9 protein-coding genes are annotated in these 15115 nt (G+C 67.0%); 5 read left to right on the top strand and 4 right to left on the bottom strand.

Going from position 1 to position 15115, the window contains the following annotated elements; all coding sequences use genetic code 11:
- Nucleotides 1-339 (bottom strand): P-II family nitrogen regulator, encoded by a 339-nt coding sequence (locus H4V95_RS07540; protein WP_019482927.1) that lies wholly within the window; start codon nt 337-339, stop codon nt 1-3.
- Entirely contained in the window at nt 336-1634 is a 1299-nt protein-coding gene (locus H4V95_RS07535) for an ammonium transporter (RefSeq protein WP_196866554.1), read from the bottom strand. The genes H4V95_RS07540 and H4V95_RS07535 overlap by 4 nt, the downstream gene beginning before the upstream one ends.
- 283 nt (nt 1635-1917) lie before the next feature.
- Here H4V95_RS07535 and H4V95_RS07530 point away from each other — a divergent pair, with 283 nt between their 5' ends.
- Entirely contained in the window at nt 1918-3672 is a 1755-nt protein-coding gene (locus H4V95_RS07530; protein WP_209729681.1) for a hypothetical protein, read from the top strand.
- A gap of 76 nt (nt 3673-3748) precedes the next feature.
- Here the strand turns inward: H4V95_RS07530 and ftsY are convergent, their stop codons facing one another.
- The gene (gene ftsY, locus H4V95_RS07525; RefSeq protein WP_196866556.1) at nt 3749-4951 is read right to left on the bottom strand and encodes a signal recognition particle-docking protein FtsY; all 1203 of its coding nucleotides are present in this window, start codon (nt 4949-4951) and stop codon (nt 3749-3751) included.
- Between the two features lie 64 nt (nt 4952-5015).
- Between ftsY and H4V95_RS07520 the strand changes: the two genes are divergently transcribed.
- Nucleotides 5016-6281, top strand: coding sequence for an MFS transporter (locus H4V95_RS07520; RefSeq protein WP_209729678.1), 1266 nt, complete (start codon nt 5016-5018; stop codon nt 6279-6281).
- On the opposite strand, the gene H4V95_RS07515 is transcribed toward H4V95_RS07520, so the two are convergent.
- Nucleotides 6278-9973, bottom strand: coding sequence for an AAA family ATPase (locus H4V95_RS07515; RefSeq protein WP_209729676.1), 3696 nt, complete (start codon nt 9971-9973; stop codon nt 6278-6280). The two genes, H4V95_RS07520 and H4V95_RS07515, sit on opposite strands and share 4 nt — an antisense overlap.
- A 235-nt stretch (nt 9974-10208) precedes the next feature.
- On the opposite strand from H4V95_RS07515, the gene H4V95_RS07510 reads away from it, so the two are divergent.
- The 3 genes from H4V95_RS07510 to H4V95_RS07500 are packed head-to-tail and all read left to right on the top strand — an operon-like array spanning nt 10209 to nt 14958.
- Nucleotides 10209-11231 (top strand): 3-oxoacyl-ACP synthase III, encoded by a 1023-nt coding sequence (locus tag H4V95_RS07510; RefSeq protein WP_209729674.1) that lies wholly within the window; start codon nt 10209-10211, stop codon nt 11229-11231.
- Nucleotides 11225-13990, top strand: a complete 2766-nt coding sequence (locus H4V95_RS07505) for an alpha/beta fold hydrolase (RefSeq protein ID WP_209729673.1) — start codon at nt 11225-11227, stop codon at nt 13988-13990. The genes H4V95_RS07510 and H4V95_RS07505 overlap by 7 nt, the downstream gene beginning before the upstream one ends.
- Entirely contained in the window at nt 13987-14958 is a 972-nt protein-coding gene (locus H4V95_RS07500; RefSeq protein WP_209729670.1) for an NAD-dependent epimerase/dehydratase family protein, read from the top strand. Before H4V95_RS07505 ends, H4V95_RS07500 begins: the two co-directional genes overlap by 4 nt.
- Nucleotides 14959-15115 lie beyond the last annotated feature (157 nt).

The following is a 15115-nucleotide window of genomic DNA, read 5'->3' as shown; positions in this document are numbered from 1 at the left end:
TTAGAGCGCGGCGTCGCCGCGTTCTCCGGTGCGGACGCGGACGGCGTCCTCCACCGGGATAACCCAGACCTTGCCGTCGCCGGCCCGGCCGGTGTTGGCTGTTGAGACCAGGACATCGACGATGTCGGTGACCCAGGCGTCCGCCACGAGGACTTCTACGCGAATCTTCTGGAGCAGGTCCACCGTGTATTCAGCACCACGATAAACCTCGGTGTGGCCGCGCTGTCTCCCATAGCCACTGGCCCCGCTGACCGTGAGTCCCTGGACGCCGTACGTTTCCAGAGCCCCGCGGACGCCGTCGAGCTTATCCGGGCGGACGATTGCTGTTACCAGCTTCATGAGTTCACCTTTTCCGACACACTGTCCTTGGCTGCAACGTTGTTAGTGGGGTGGAACTGTCCGCCGACACCGAGGCCGCCGAACTCGTAGGCTGTCTCGGCGTGCTCCGACAGGTCGACACCTGATACCTCGTTGTCGGCAGTGATCCGGAATCCGATGGTCTTGTGGATTGCCAGGCCGATGATCGCGGTCATCACAGCGGAGAGCGTGACGGCCACCAGGACCGAGACAACCTGTGCCAGCAGCTGGCCGCCGCCAGCGCCGTAGAAGAGGCCACCGCCCTCGCCGTCAACCGGCATGGCGATGAAACCGAGAGCAATGGTGCCGACGGTGCCGGCCACCAGGTGCACCGCGACGACGTCGAGCGAGTCATCGAAGCCCAGCTTGTATTTGAGGCCAACCGCCAGCGCGCAGAGTGCACCAGCGACGAGACCGAGGCCGACGGCGCCGATGGGGCTGACGTTGGCGCAGGCCGGGGTGATGGCGACCAGGCCGGCGACGATACCCGACGCTGCACCGAGGGAGGTGGGGCGGCCATCGCGGAAGCGTTCCAGCACCAGCCAGCCGACCATCGCGGCGGCGGGAGCTACCATCGTGTTGATCCAGATGAGGCCAGCTTCTTCCGCGGTGCCAGCGGCGCCGCCGTTGAATCCGAACCAGCCGAACCACAGCAGTGCTGCGCCGAGCATCACCAGCGGAACGTTGTGGGGGCGCTGCGCCGGGTCCTTGCCAAAGCCCTGACGCTTGCCGAGAATGATTGCCAGCACGAGCGCTGCCACGCCGGCGCTGATGTGGACGACTGTGCCACCGGCGAAGTCGATCGCCTCGCCCACGGCTCCGCCGACAGCGCCATCAGCGCTCAGCAGGCCGCCACCCCAAACCATGAAGGCCAGCGGGCAGTACACCAGGGTGACCCAGATGGGGACGAACAGCGACCAGGCACCGAACTTTGCCCGGTCGGCGATGGCACCGCTGATCAGGGCGACGGTGATGATGGCGAAGGTGACGCCGTAGCCGGCGCCGATCATGTCCTCGGTGCCGATCAGCCCTTCGAGACCGAAGGAAGCGAAGGGGTTACCGAACAGCTGGGCAACTCCGTCTCCGCCTGTCATCGAGTATCCCCAGAGAACCCAGACTATGCCGACCAAACCGACGGCGATGAAACTCATCATCATCATGTTCAGTGCGGCCTTGGCGCGCGTCATGCCGCCGTAGAAAAATGCCAGCCCCGGTGTCATCAGAAGCACCATAGCGGCCGAAACCAGAACCCAGACGTGACCTGCTGTCAGATCCATCGTCACATCCTCTCGCGAGTGGCGGGCAGTTCCCGCAATCAAAAGTCTGCCTGCGCTGTGTTTCGGGCCCGGGAGCCAATTGATTGCGGGGAGGTTACAGAACTCGCACGTTGGTAAAGAGTGCATGACGGGCATGTTTCGGCTGTGTTAACCGCGCCCGATTCTGCCCACTTCGCTGGACTGGATCAGGATCGAAGAGTAGTGGAGAAAGGGTCCGGCAGGGGGTCAAAGTGTGAGTCCCGGGCTGGCTAGACTTGCTGGGAGCTGACAACGATGGAGAACAATGTCCGACCAACCCTCTCGCCCCACCCCCGATCCCGCACCCGAAGACACCGGCAATCCGGTTGCAGCACGCACCCGGCCGACCCCGCGGGTCATGATGGCCGCCGGTCTGGCGACCGTTATCGTTCTGATTGGTGCCGGGGTGGGCATTACGGCGCTCACCGGCGACGACGAACCGGCCGCGACCCCGAGCTCGTCGGCGACGGCGACGGCGACGGCTCCCAGCGCACCCGCCGCGACCACCTCCCCTGCGCCCACCACCGAGCCGGTTCCCGAACCCACAGACGCGCAGCCCGAGGCACCGACCGATTTCTACGAGCAGGCCGGGCCACCGGATGGGTCGCCGCTGGAGGCGGTGGAGCCGATGACCGTCAGTGTCTCAGCCGAACCGACCGGCACTGAGCTGCCCTCCAACCTGATCGGCCTGTCTCTGGAGGCCACCGACCTCGCCGACCCACGGATGTCCGGGGACAACGAGGAGATCGTGAGCAGCCTGACCGGGCTGGGACGTCCGATGCTGCGCTTCGGCGGTAACGCCGTCGACCGGCGGTTTTTCTGGACGTCAACTAACGAGCCCATCCCCGGGAACCTTTCCGGCGACGACGCCCACCCGGTGCGGGCCGCGGGCCCCGCGGACCTGGAGCGCGTGAACACGCTCCTGGAAGCAGCCGACGCCACGATCAGCCTCACCGTCGACCTGGGCAACTACGATCCCGCACGCGCGGCCGACATGACCCGGTACGCAAGCGAGATCTTCGGGGACCGGCTGGTGGGCATCACGGTGGGGAACGAACCCAACGGGTACCCGACCAACGGTCTCCGCCCCTCCAATTGGGGCATCCCGGACTACCTGGCCGAACTGTCGGCGTATGCGGAGGCAATGTACGCCGTGGCCCCGGAGGTCCGGATCGTCGGCCCGGGTACCTACGCCGAAGCCTGGTGGGACCCATTCGCCCAGGCGGACCTCCCGCAGGAGAAGATCCTGTCCTTTCACCACTACCCGCTGTCCCAGTGTGACGGCGCGAACGACCCCCTGGGCGAGCCCATCATGGAAAACCTGATGGCTTCACCCATCCATGACCGGGCGCAGAATTACCGCTCCGCAGCCCTCGCGCCAGCCAAAGAGGCTGGGCTGGAAACGTGGATCCCCGAGACCGGCATTTCGGCCTGCCCCGGGTCCAACGAGACCACCAAGACGCATGCCTCGGCGCTGTGGACGGTCGATTACGCGCTGAGCGCGGCCGAGATCGGGGTTGCCCGGCTGAGTTTCCACAGCTCGCTGCTGACCTGTGTGGGTGGACCCCCGATGTCCTCCATCTGCTCCGGCGGACCATATCTTCAGCCGGATGCGACCTTCAACGAGCGGGCCAACTACTACGGGCTGTCGATGGTTGCCGAGCTTCCGCCGGGAGCGTTCCTGCAGAACACCGTCGACGGCGGTGGGCTGGCGTACAGCTACGCGATCGAGCACGAGGACGGCAGCATCAGCGTGGTGCTCGTGAATCAGAATGATCCCGAAGTGAGCGCCCAGACCGACGTCACGGTGCAGTTGCCCGCGGGTGCCCGCACCAGCGCGATGACCCAGCTCGGGGGGCCGTCCTACGGTGCCGAGGATGCGACGGTCATCGACGGGCAGCCCGCACCACCGGTTCCGGCAGCGGACCGTCCGGCCGTTCCCGGGTTTGTCCCCGGGGCCGAGTCGGTGCAGGTCCCGGTGACGGCGGGCACCGTCTCAGTGTTGACCTTCACCTTCTAGCCCCAGCACGAGAGTAATCCCACACAGAAGCGGCGCCCCACGAACCATCGTGGGGCGCCGCTTTCGGGTGGATCAGCTAGTTGAGGATTGCGTCCACAAAGGACTCCGCCTCGAACAGCGCCAGGTCGTCGGCACCCTCGCCGAGGCCCACCAGTTTCACCGGCACCCCGAGGCTGCGCTGGATCGCGACGACAATGCCGCCCTTGGCCGTGCCGTCGAGCTTGGTCAGGACGATTCCGGTCACGTTGACCACTTCGGCGAACACGCGGGCCTGGTTGAGGCCGTTCTGACCGGTGGTGGCATCGAGCACCAGCAGTACCTCATCAACGGTGGCCAGCTTCTCGATGACCCGCTTCACCTTGCCGAGTTCGTCCATCAGGCCGACCTTGTTCTGCAGGCGACCGGCGGTGTCGATCATGACCACGTCCACCTCGCCGTCGATCCCGGCCTTGACCGCCTCGTAGGCAACCGAGGCGGGATCGGCGCCGTCGACGTCGGACCGGACCGTGGGGACGCCCACACGCTGTCCCCACGTGGCGAGCTGTTCCGCTGCTGCGGCGCGGAAGGTGTCGGCCGCGCCGAGGAGAACGTCCTTGTCATCAGCGACCAGCACCCGGGCCAGCTTGCCGACGGTCGTGGTCTTGCCGACCCCGTTGACACCGACCACCAGCACGACCGCCGGGCGGTCTGCGTGCCGGTGGGTCGCGAGGGAGCGGTCCATCGTGGGATCCACGAGTTTGATCAGCTCTTCGCGCAGCATGTCCTTCACCTCGGCGGGGCTGCGGCTACCCGCCACCTTCACCCGGGCGCGGAGCGCGTCCACCAGTTCCATTGTCGGTTCGGTGCCCAGGTCGGCGAGCAGCAGGGTCTCTTCGATTTCGTCCCAGACGTCCTCGTCGATGTTGTCGCGGGACAGCAGGGCGAGCAGGCCCTTGCCGAGCGCGTTGTTCGACCGGATCAGTCGGGCACGGAGGCGGGCCAGGCGGCCCTGCACCTCTGCGGGGGTTTCGACCGGCACCGTTTCGGTCCCGATGGTGGTTTCGTCAAGGTCGCGCAGGTCGTCGGGAACAATGACATCGTCGGCCGTACCCATCGGCCGTTCCAACGTGTCGGTGGAGGTTCCCGACGGGCCGCTGGCGACCCGGTCGTCGTCGTCGCGGGTGCTGGTATAGGTACCCGGCGGTGTTTTCCGTCCCTTCAGCAGCAGCACGGCAAGTGAGCCGATGACCGCGAGAGAAATGGCTACGTAAATTACTATCTGGAGCGTCGTCTCGTTCACAGACCTAGCTTCTCATACGCGTCTGGCGCTGCCCGGGTGAAACTGGTGAAAGACTAAACGCATCATGTTCAGCTTCAGACGCTCCTCCACCACCGGCGCGGCCGCCGTCGAACCCGCCGAGCGCATCAAAATTCCGCGCGACATCCGGGTGCTGATTGCTGCTGCCTTCGTGATTGCCATCGGTTTTGGCCTCGTGGCGCCGGTCCTGCCTCAGTTCGCGCAGAGTTTCGATATGCCGCCGCTCGTGGCGCGCCTGGACCTGGGGGTCACCGCTTCGGCGATTATCGTCAGCGCTTTCGCGTTCACCCGGCTGGTGTTCGCTCCTGCCAGCGGCAAGTTAGTGGAGCGACTGGGTGAGCGACCGGTCTACGTGTCCGGTCTGCTCATTGTGGCGCTGTCGACGGCGGCGTGTGCGTTCGCGGCCGACTACTGGCAGCTGCTGATTTTCCGTGGTCTCGGCGGGATCGGCTCCACCCTGTTCACGGTCTCGGCGATGGGGCTGATCGTCAGGCTGGCACCTCCCGGGCTGCGGGGCCGGGTATCCGGGTCCTACGCGTCAGCGTTCCTGCTGGGCAGTATTATCGGCCCGCTGATCGGTGGCCTGTTGGCCGTGTTTGGGCTGAGGGTGCCGTTCCTGGTCTATGCCGGTGCGCTGTTGATCGCCGCGGCCGTGGTCTTCTTCCAGCTGCGGGACTCCTCGCTCCGGGACAAGGCAGCCAACGCCACCCCCCTTCCGGCGCTGACGGTCAGGGAGGCGCTGGGCGATTCCGCCTACCGGGCGGCCCTCGCCTCGGGGTTCTCCAACGGCTGGTCCTCGTTCGGCGTCAGGATGGCGCTCGTTCCCCTGTTCGCTGCGGCGGTACTCGGTGAGGGGCCGGAAGTGGCCGGCATCGCCCTGACCTTCTTCGCTGCGGGCACCGCCCTGGCGTTGACCTTCTCCGGCAGGCTGGCGGACCGCCTGGGCCGCAAGCCGATGATCCTGACCGGCCTTGCCGTCAACGGACTGGCGATGGCCTGCCTTGGCTTCACCACCGATCTGGTTCTCTTCCTGACCGTCTCCGTAATTGCCGGCCTCGGGGCGGGTCTGCTCAACCCGGCGCAGCAGGCGGCAGTGGCCGACGTGATCGGGAACCAGCGCAGCGGCGGAAAGGTCCTGGCCGCGTTCCAGATGAGCGCGGACACCGGTGCGATCATTGGCCCAATCATCGCCGGCCTCCTGGTGGACGCACTGTCCTTCGGATGGGCCTTCGCCCTGACCGGTGCCGTGGCCTTCGCTGCGTTCCTGGTGTGGCTGGGCGCCCGCGAAACGCTTCCCCAACGAACTCCCTAGGCTTCCACCAGCCGCTGGCTGATGACGGTGGAGACGCCGTCGCCCCTCATCGTCACGCCGTAGAGCGCGTCTGCCACCTCCATGGTCCGCTTCTGGTGGGTGATGATGATGAGCTGGCTGGACTCGCGGAGCTCCTCGAACAGGGTGATCAACCGGCCAAGGTTGGTGTCGTCGAGAGCTGCCTCCACCTCGTCCATCACATAGAACGGCGACGGCCGCGCCTTGAAGATCGCCACCAGCAATGCGACAGCGGTCAGCGAGCGCTCGCCCCCTGAAAGCAGGGACAGGCGCTTGATCCGTTTACCGGCGGGCCGGGCTTCCACCTCGATGCCGGTGGTCAACATGTTCTCCGGGTCGGTGAGGACCAGCCGTCCTTCCCCACCAGGGAACAGCCGTCCAAACACCCGTTCGAACTGCACCGCCGTGTCCCGGTAGGCGGCGGTGAAGACCTGCTCCACCCGCTCATCCACTTCCCTGATGATGTCCAGCAGATCCTTGCGGGTCGCCTTGAGGTCCTCGAGCTGGGTGCTCAGGAACTGGTGGCGTTCCTCCAACGCGGCGAACTCCTCCAGGGCCAGTGGGTTGACCTTGCCCAGCGAGGCGAGGTCCTTCTCGGCGCGCTTCAACCGTTTCTCCTGCTCCTCCCGGACGAAGGGCACGCCGACGGGTACCGGCTTGCCGTCGTCGTCCACGGGGGCGCGAAGCTCTGCCCACTTGTCCGCAGCAGCGGCGGGCACCGGCACCGGGATGTCCGGGCCGTACTCGGCGACGAGGTGGTCAGCGGTCAGCCCCAGCTCATCGATCGACCGGTTCTGGAGCGTCTCGATGCGGGCTTGCTGCTGGGCGCGGGCCAACTCGTCGCGGTGCACCGAGTCGGTCAGCTCCGCGAGCTCGGCCAGCAGCCGGTCGTTGCCGGTCCTGACCTCGCCGAGTTCGGCATCCCATTGGGCGCGCAACTCCTCGGCGGCGTCACGGTGGCGTGCTGCCTGATCCACTGATACGTCGAGGTAGGCCAGCGCACTGCGGGATGCCTGCCCTACGGCTGCGGCACGGCGGGCCTGGACCCGGCGGATCCGTGCCCGTTCGGCGGCCTGTACCCGCGCCTGCCGTTCGGCGATTGCCGCCCGTTCCAGGGAAACCGCCCGGTTGGCGATTGCGCGGAGCTGCTCCTCGGCGCTTCGCAACGACAGCCGGGCGTCCATTTCGGCCTGCCGTGCCTGGGCGGCGCCCAGGGCGAGCAGGTCCCGGTGCTCGGTCGACGGTTCGGTTTCGGCGGGAACGTCCTGGGCAGCCGCGAGCCGCGCGGTGACCTCGTGCAGCCGGTCCTGTTCGGTGGCGAGGTTGGCGGCAGCGGCGTCAGCGAGCTGGGTTAACCGCTCCGTCTCTCCTGCCGCGGAGCGCACCACCGAACCCAGTTGTCCCAGCTTCTCGGCCACTGCCGCCAGCCGTGCATCCGATTCGTGGAGCTGCTCCAGCGCCGTATCGGCAGCCAGCTGGGCGTCCTCGAGCCGCGCTGTCGCGGCGACAATCTCGAACCGTGCCCGTTCCCTCCGGTTGGCGGCCGCTTCCAGCCGGCCGGTGGTCTCATCAACTGCCGCCTGGATCTCCAGGACCCCGGGCTCGGCGGCTGAGCCGCCCCGGACGGAAGCCACGGTCACGAGATGCCCGTCGCGGGTCACCGCGGTGAGGTGTGGGTGCGTCTCCACCAGGTCGAATGCCTGATCAAGGAGGTCGACGACGACACTGTGGGCCAGCATGGTCCCGACGACGCCGGCGATCCGGGCGTCGCAGCGGACCAGGTCTGCCGCCGGCACGGCACCCGGGGGAAGTGCCTCGGCAGAAACCCGAGCTCTCGCGCCCGGCTCACCGTAGGAACTCCCCACCGTCGCAGACACGCCGCTGGCATTTGTCCCACCGGCATCAATACCACCGCCATCTGCCCTACCGACATCAGTACCACCGGCCTCGGCACCACCGGCGACAAGCAGTGCCACCTGCCCGGCGTCGTCGTCGATCACACGACGCAACGCGCTGTCGGCTGCCTGCAGGTCCCGGACCGCGACGGCGTCGGCTGCGGGGCCAAGGGCCGCCGCAATGGCCGTCTCGTACCCCTGCCGAACGGTAATCAGTTCAGTGACGGCAGCGAGCACGCCGTCCAGGCCTCCGTCGAGCACCACCTGGCTCCCGTCGCGGCGTTGCAGTCCGGTCTGGAGGGCCTCCCTGCGCGCCTGCAGCGACTCACGCTCCCGGTCTGCCGCGCGTTCCTGCCGGGTCAGTTCCTCGAGCTCAGCCTGGACTGTCGCCAGGGCGGCGCTGGCCGTCTCATACGTTTCGTCGAGGTTCTCCTCGCCCTGCTCGGCGCCGGCCACCTGTACCTCCAGGGCGGCAAACTCCTGCTGGGCTGCGGTGCGTCGCACGTCGACGTCGGCAACCGAGACCCGAAGCCTGCCCAGCTCCGCTTCCGCCGATTCCACCCGCGACCTGGCCGCTCCCACCTGACCGGTGAGCTTGGCCAGGCCCTCTCTCCGGTCGGCGGCTGCACGCAGCAGCCCGGTGAGGCGTTTATCTTCCAGTGCTGCAGCGTCCTCGGCGTCACCGCGCAGCTCAACGGCCGTCTCGAGGGCTTCCCGCCGGTCAGCAACGTCCCCGCGCAGGGTGGCTTCCTCGGTGCGTACGCGGGCAGCCTGCTGATCCAACTCGTCTGGGGTCCTGCTGCTGGTCCGCGACGCGTCGTCCTCCGCGCCGCTGCCCAGCAGCCGGGTGCGTTCATCGGCGAGGCTACCCAGCGACCTGAACCGTTCACGGGTGCTGGCCAGCTGGTACCAGGTGTCCCTGGCCGTGTTCAGCCGTGGTGTCGCCTCAGCAGCGAGTCGCTCAAGGTCCGCCTGCCGGGAGCGGCCGGTGGCCAGGAGCTTCTCGACGTCGGCCCGGCGTTCCTTGAGGGCTGTCTCGTCAGCCACCTCCTGCTCGAACGAGTTGACCAGCTGCACCAGGTTGTCGGCCATGAGCCGAGCTCGGGCATCCCGGACGTCGAACTGGACCGTCTTGGCGCGACGGGCGACGTCGGCCTGTTTCCCCAGGGGGGTCAGCTGGCGGCGGATTTCACCGGTGAGGTCGGTCAACCGGGTCAGGTTCGCCTGCATTGCATCAAGCTTGCGCACCGTTTTTTCGCGGCGTCGCCGATGCTTCAGGATTCCGGCGGCTTCCTCGATGAAGCCCCGACGGTCCTCAGGGGTGGCGTGCAGCACCTTGTCCAGTTGTCCCTGTCCCACGATCACATGCATTTCCCGGCCCAACCCGGAGTCCGAGAGCAATTCCTGGATGTCAAGGAGCCGGCAGGTGCTGCCGTTGATCGCGTACTCGGAACCGCCGGTCCGGAACAGGGTGCGGGAAATGGTGACTTCGGCGTATTCGATGGGCAGGGCGCCGTCGGCGTTGTCGATGGTCAGGGAGACCTGGGCACGGCCCAGCGGTGGGCGTCCGGACGTCCCTGCGAAGATGACGTCCTCCATCTTGCCGCCGCGGAGGGTCTTGGCCCCCTGTTCGCCCATCACCCAGGCGAGGGCATCCACCACGTTGGACTTCCCCGACCCGTTGGGGCCTACCACTGCCGTTACTCCCGGCTCGAAGTCGAACGTCGTCGCAGAGGCGAAGGATTTGAAGCCGCGCACGGTTAGACTTTTCAGATGCACAGTTCTCAGGGTCTCCAGAAGATGTCGGTTTCCCCCAATCTACTGCGTTCCAGGCCTGTGCAGCAGCATTGTGTTGGTTCACGGACCGCGTAATTCGCGTTTGATGCGGTCCTTGGAAAGTTATAGCAAGTAGGCTTTATAACGGATCGTTAGATCCGTTTGTGCGTCCGAGTGCCCTCAGGGCCATCCAGCGCAGGTTATCGAGGCGCACTGAACAGTCGACAAGGCAGGAAATTTGACCGGCAATTTCAACTTCCGACACCACAACACCGCGCTCCTGGGCATCGAGAGTGTTGAGGCTCCGGTCATCGTCACCTCCAACGAATTCGACCGTGTACTGGCTCCGGCGCTGAAGCGTCTGAGGCTTTCCTCCGGTTTGCTCCAGCGCGTGGCGGGAATCACCGAACGCCGCTGGTGGGCTCCCGGCACCCGGTTCGACGACGCCGCCATCGAGGCGGGCGCCAAAGCACTGGCGTCCTCGGGCATCGAAGCGTCGCAGATCGGCCTCCTGATCAACACCTCGGTCACACGAACCAATCTGGAACCATCGGTTGCGGTGAAGATCCATAATGGGCTGGGCTTGCCCTCCTCTGCCATGAACTTCGACGTCGCCAATGCGTGCCTCGGATTCGTCAATGGGATCACCCTGGCCGCGAACATGATCGAGGCCGGGCAGATCCAGTACGCCATGGTGGTCAACGGTGAAGATTCCCAGGCCACCCAGGAAGCCACTCTGCGCCGCCTGAACCAGCCCGAGGCTACCCGGGCCAGCTTCCTTCAGGAGTTCGCCACGCTCACCCTCGGATCCGGGGCGGCCGCTGCGGTCCTTGGCCCGGCCGACGCCCACCCCGGCGCGCACCGCGTCCTGGGCGGCGTGGCACGAGCCGGAACCGAACACCACGAACTCTGTGTCGGCGGGATCGACGGCATGTACACGGATGCACAGGGACTGCTCGACGGCGGCCTTGAGCTGGTGGTCGACGCCTGGAATGAGGCGCAGCAGGAGTGGGACTGGACCGCGATGGACCGTTACATCACCCACCAGGTGAGCAGCACCCACACCAACGCGATCGTCGAGGCGATTGACCTTGATCCGTCCCGGGTGCCCATGACCTTCCAGAAGTGGGGCAACGTGGGTCCGGCATCACTGCCGATGACCCTGGCCGCCGAGGCCCAGACCCTCACCTCCGGTGACCGGGTGCTCTGCATGGGCGTCGGTTCCGGGTTGAACACCGCGATGCTGGAGATTGCGTGGTAGCACTTCCCGGTGTCGACCCCTCGTGGCCGCACTACCGAGACGTCCCCTCCCATGCGGCAGTAGATCCCGAGGGAACCACCAACAGCTGGCATTACCTCGATAATGGGGCGCAGCTCACTGAGCCTGCCCGCGGAATCCTGCTGTGCGTGCACGGCAACCCCACCTGGTCCTACCTGTGGCGGAGCGTGCTTTCCGCAGGGGTTGAGCACGGCTGGCGGGTGATCGCCGTCGACCAGCTGAACATGGGACTCTCTGAACGCACCGGCCGGTTCCGACGGCTCGCGGACCGGGTCCAGGACCTCAACGATTTCGTCGGAGCCATGAATCTGAACGGGCCGATCATCACCGTCGGCCACGACTGGGGCGGCGTTGTCAGCCTCGGCTTCGCGCACCAGCGCAGGGACCTCGTCGACGCCGTCGTGCTCACCAACACGGCAATCCACCAGGACCCCAAGCGTGCTATTCCCGCTCCCCTGCGTCTGGCGCTCCACCCGCTGGTGCACCGGTGGGGGACGAAGGACACGTCGGCGTTCCTGGATGTCACCCACGCGCTGGCCCGGCCCGCGCTGCCGAAGGAGGTGCGGAAGGCGTTCCTCCTGCCGTACCGCGGTGGCGCCCGGCGCCAGGGTATTGCAGACTTTGTGGCCGACATTCCCGCCGGACCATCACATCCCAGCTATCCGGCGCTCCGGAGCATCGCCGAGGGCATCCGCACCCTCAATGTGCCCGCGCTGATGCTGTGGGGACCCGAGGATCCCATCTTCTCGGACACTTACCTCAACGATCTTGCGGCACGGCTCCCCCAGGCCGATATTCACCGGTTCGAGGGTGCCAGCCACCTCGTCGGCGAAGACCGGAACATTGCCGGTCCCCTCTTCCACTGGCTCGACGACGCCCTGGCTCGCACCGCTGTGGCACCTTCTCCTCAGCGCCCTGGAGAGAATGCCCCAGCAGGCGACAACCCCGCAGAGAATGACCCAACAAACGACGACCCAACAACCGCCGCGACCGCGTCGTTCACCCCGCTGGAGCACGAACTGACCCGGCGCGCACAGGGTCCTGACGCCGACCAGCTGGCTGTCGCCGACATGGGCGAGGATGGCCGGATCGGCCGGTCCCTGTCCTGGCGTGGGCTGGAACACGACGTCAGTTCGCTCGCCGACGCGCTGCGGCGGATCGGCCTGCACCGCGGCAGCCGGGTGAGCCTGATGGTGCCACCCGGGGTGGAGCTCACGGTGCTTCTCTACGCCTGTCTGCGGATCGGCGCCGTGATCATCGTTGCCGACGCCGGGCTGGGCCGTAAGGGTCTCAGCAAGGCGGTTCGCGGGACGGTTCCGGACTTCCTGATCGGTATCGACCTGGCGCTCACCGCAGCAAAGCTGTTCGGTTGGCCCGGCCGCCGCATCAGTGTTGCCACGCTTCCCACCGCCAAGCGGAAACTCCTTGGGGTGGAGTATTCACTCGCGGAGCTCCGCGAGGGCACGACGACCGCCGCGCCCGACGATGCTGGAACCCCTCACCCTGCAACCGGTGACACTGGAACCGGTGACACCGGATCAGCTCACGTGCTCGATCCTGATGTACTCGATCCCGATGCCGACGCCGCTATCCTGTTCACCTCCGGTTCCACCGGCCCCGCCAAGGGAGTCGTGTACACCCACCGCCGGCTCGCAGCGATGCGGGACACTGTCTCCGAGACCTTCGGCATTCGCCCCGGCGACGGCCTGGTGGCGGGTTTCGCACCGTTCGCCCTGCTGGGCCCGGCCCTCGGCACGACGTCGATCACCCCCGACATGGACGTCACCAGACCCAGGACCCTTTCAGCGTCGGCCCTCGCCGACGCCGTTGCGGCCATCGACGCGACCACCGTGTTCGCGTCCCCCGCAGCGCTCCGGAACATCCTGGCCACCCAGGAAGAACTGACCGATGCCGGCAGACAAGCCCTGGCAGGGGTTTTGCTGCTCCTTTCGGCTGGCGCCCCCGTGCCGTCGCGGCTGCTGTCCGAGCTGCTGGGCATTCTTCCTGCGGCGTCTCTCCACACGCCCTACGGGATGACCGAAGCGTTGCCCGTCACCGACGTCGACCTCGGGTTGATCCTTTCGGCCGAAGCCGACGCTGCTGCCGGGAACGTGGTGGGCGCTGGGAACGGCGTCTGCGTGGGCCGGGCCGTCGCGGGAGCACGGATCGCCGTCAGTGAACTCAGCCAGGCGGGGACCGCCGACGGCGAACCCACCACCGAGGCTGGGGTGACCGGGGAAATCCTCATCGATGCTCCCCATGTGAAGGACCGCTACCACCGACTGTGGCTCACCCAGAGCGAGAGCTCGCGGACCGGTGGCTGGCACCGCACCGGGGATATCGGACATTTCGACGGCGACGGGCGGCTCTGGGTCGAGGGACGGCTTCCCCACCTGATCACCCCGGCCGCTGGTGTTCTTACCCCGGTAGGGGTGGAGCAGGCTCTTGAGGCGGTGGACGTCGTCGGGCTCGCAGCGGTAGTTGGCGTGGGACCGGCTGGCACCCAGGCGGTGGTCGCGGTGGTCGAGACCATCCCGGCGACGGCAAAACCGGGGCTAGCACCCGCATCGCTGGCGTCCGAGGCACGCAGTGCCGCCCGCGCCGCTGGCGCTGAGCTGTCCGCCGTGCTGGTGGTTCCCGCGCTGCCCACGGACATCCGGCACAACGCCAAGATTGACCGGACTGCCGTGGCACGGTGGGCAGCCGGGGTGCTGGCCGGCGGAAAGATCGGCAAACTGTGAGGGTCCTGGTCACCGGTGCCAGCGGGATGCTGGGCCGGGTGACTGCCGAGGTTCTGCGGGACCAGGGCCACGAGGTGCGCACGTTTCAGCGGCGTCCAGCCGGGCTGAGCGGCATCGAGGACAGCCTGGGATCAATCACCGATCCGGCTGCCGTCCAGCGGGCGGTGCTGGGCATGGATGCTGTGGTGCATCTGGCGGCCAAGGTCTCGTTCGCCGGAGCGGCAGCTGACTTCGAAGCAGTCAATGTGGAGGGCACCCGGTGCCTGCTGGCTGCGGCGCGCACCGCCGGGGTGCTGGATTTCGTGTTCATCTCCTCCCCCTCGGTGGCGCACGTGGGTACGTCGATCGTGGGGCAGGCTGCCACTGACGCCACGCCCGAGAAGGTGTTGGGTCACTACGCCCAGACAAAGGCCCGCGCCGAAATCATCGCGTTGCAGGCCAACAGCGACAGCTTCCGCGTTGCGGCAGTCAGGCCACACATTGTGTGGGGTCCAGGCGACACCCAACTGGTGGAGCGGGTGTTGCAGCGGGCGCGAGCTGGGCGTCTCCCCGTCCTGGACGCTGGCACCGCACTGGTTGACACCACCTACGTGGATAACGCCGCCGAGGCGATCGCCGCTGCCCTCGGCCGGATGGACCGGGTAGCGGGGTTGGCGGTCGTGGTTACCAACGGAGAGCCCCGGCCCATCGGCGAACTGATCGCGGGCATCTGCCGGGCGGGTGGGGTTCGCCCGCCGCGGTGGAGCGTTCCCGGAAGGGTGGCACGTGGTGCGGGGTCGCTGGTTGAGTTCGTGTGGCAGCGCAGCGGGGCCGATGCGGAACCACCGATGACCCGGTTCCTGGCGGAGCAACTCTCCACCGCCCACTGGTTCGATCAGCGGCGTACCCGCGACCTGCTGGGCTGGAAGCCCGGCGTGTCACTCGATGAGGGCCTGGCCAGGCTCTCGGAGCACTACCGGCAGCTGTAGCCAGGAGTCCTCTCCACACCGAATATCCTCTGCCCGCTGAATAGTGGGCCATAGGCACCGGGACCAGACGTCGGTGAATATACGAGTCTGTGAAAATTCACAGTCAGTGAAAACGCTCATACGGGCGCAAAGAAAAGCGGACACAAGAATGCGCCAC

Origin of the sequence: Arthrobacter sp. CAN_C5 (genome assembly GCF_017875735.1) — a bacterium.
Taxonomy (GTDB): domain Bacteria; phylum Actinomycetota; class Actinomycetes; order Actinomycetales; family Micrococcaceae; genus Arthrobacter_D.
The sequence above is the reverse complement of the archived record's forward strand: the minus strand, read 5'-3'. Positions and strand labels throughout refer to the sequence as shown.